Origin of the sequence: Desulfurococcus sp. (genome assembly GCF_049970475.1) — an archaeon.
Lineage (GTDB): Archaea > Thermoproteota > Thermoprotei_A > Sulfolobales > Desulfurococcaceae > Desulfurococcus > Desulfurococcus amylolyticus.
In genome coordinates this window covers 1-2,106 of the sequence record NZ_JBMFMW010000140.1, presented here as the reverse complement: position 1 = coordinate 2,106, position 2,106 = coordinate 1, and the positions used below count along the sequence as shown (strand labels likewise).

General features: G+C 44.0%; 2 protein-coding genes and 1 tRNA gene. All 3 read right to left on the bottom strand.

Going from position 1 to position 2,106, the window contains the following annotated elements:
• Window positions 1–706 (bottom strand): TCP-1/cpn60 chaperonin family protein (locus ACP5N5_RS06740; RefSeq protein WP_428134372.1); only part of this gene is annotated, 706 nt, incomplete at its 3' end.
• 172 nt (window positions 707–878) lie between these two features.
• A tRNA-Ile gene (locus tag ACP5N5_RS06735) sits at window positions 879–952 on the bottom strand.
• Window positions 953–998: 46 nt separating this feature from the next.
• A complete protein-coding gene (locus ACP5N5_RS06730) occupies window positions 999–2,003 on the bottom strand; it encodes an NAD(P)/FAD-dependent oxidoreductase (protein WP_042666730.1) in 1,005 nt (334 codons plus the stop codon).
• Window positions 2,004–2,106: the final 103 nt, after the last annotated feature.

Below are 2,106 nucleotides of genomic sequence, written 5' to 3'. Positions count from 1 at the left end.
CAACTCTCCTAGGCATGCCCGGGTGGACAACCTCCTTATCCAACACGATGCCGTAGACAAGCATTGAGTCTAGTAGGGCTCCACCATACTTCTTTATTATCTGGATGTTATCGAGGTCTACGTAGTACTTGTCCCCTCTCTTCTCAACAACCTGTTTAACTGCTTTAACAGCTATGTCGGCGAAGAATTCACGGGCATCATGAACGGCTTTACTTGTGAGCGATGTTCTCGCAACCTTCTTCAGTAATTCTTCACTGTTTATATCTATTGGCTCAGCTATCTGGTCTAGTACTTTAAGTGCCTCTTCCATAGCTATTCTATAGCCGGAGATTATTACTGTTGGGTGAATATTTTTATCGAGTAGTTCTTCAGCGTATCTCAGTAACTCTCCAGCGAAAATCACGGCACGCTTTGTACCATCACCTACTTCACTATCCTGGCTCTTGGCTACCTGAACAAGCATCTTCGCAGCTGGATGCTGTATCTCCGCCTTATCGAGGATTGTAGCGCCGTCATTTGTTATGGTTACATCGCCGAGGGCATCGACAAGCATTTTATCCATTCCTTTAGGACCATAGGTCGTCTTAATCATTTCAGCTATAGCTCTAGCGGCTAGAAGATTGGATCTTAGGGCATCCCTGCCCGTTGTACGCTGCGTTCCCTCTTTTAATATTAGTACAGGTATGCCTGTGGGTTCAGCTGTCATAGCAATCACCAGGTGTGATAAAATCCAATGGTATTTCATGAAAGGACTTCTATATAAACTTTTCTATCATAACTATTTTAAAGATCTCGATGATGGGTGCTCGCTAGTGAAACACTGACCCCTATTTAACTAAGGCTCGAATCCTGTAGGATACGGGTATTTTGTAGCAGGATGGGCCCGCGGGGATTCGAACCCCGGACCACCCGGTTATGAGCCGGGCGCTCTACCAGGCTGAGCTACGGGCCCTCTTTTCAGTATTTTTATTGAAGTTAGATGGGATTTAAATAATTTATCACGTACTCGATGGCCCCTTTAATGCACAAATATATTTGCATGCGGCGTCAGCAGCGATCGCTCCATCAGCGGCCGCTGTTATTATTTGTTCAAATCTATACTTATATGGTCCGCCTGCAGCATCACCTGCTACGAATATGCCTGGCAGATTAGTACTCCTATCTATGTTAACTCTCGCTCTCCCCGTCTCATCGGTTTCCAACCCTATTCTCCTGAAGAACTCGACTGGGGGCTCCAACCCTATTTCTATGAAGAGCCCATCAATTTTCAGTATCTCCTCCTTGTTTGATTCCGTGTTCAGTATTCTAACCGCCTCCAAGTGGTTCTTGCCGATGATTTCTTTTATAATGGTGTTTGTTAGGATAGTTATCTTTGGATTAGATCTAGCTGTCTCAACATATACGTTGAATGCGCGGAACTCGCTTCTCCTATGTATAAGGTATACGTGTGAAGCTATCTTGGCTAGATATAGTGCTGACGTGAAAGCAGCATTCCCACCGCCTACTACAGCTACTATTTTATCCTTGAATAAGGGGCCGTCGCATGTTGCACAGTATGATACCCCCTTACCGGTTAACTCCTTCTCCCCTGGGACATTAAGCTTTCTTTTCTCGCTTCCCACAGCTATTATAATGGCGTAGCCACATATTGATCCACCGCTTCGTAGCTCTACACACCATGTTTTCTCCTCTGGTTTCTTCACTAGATTGATTACTTCATCTATGACTATGGGAACATTATACTTCTTTACGTGTTTAACAAATCTATCAACTAGGTCGTTTCCGGGTATATCAGGTATTCCAGGGTAGTCGTCTACGAGTGGGGCCTCTGATACAGCGCCGCCCACTAACTTAGTGACAATTATCGTCTTAAACCCGTATCTAGCACTATATAGTGCAGCTGTTAAGCCTGCAGGCCCTCCCCCAATAACTATGACATCGTATTTTTCCCCGCTCTTATATATTGTAGTAGTTAATCCGGTTATCCTGAACCTGGAGCTCATAAACACCACCATGGATCACTAATTGATGTAAAATATTGTTTTTATATTTTAGGGAAACCTAATATCAATGTGGTAATTGAAATGGAGTATACTACACTAGGTT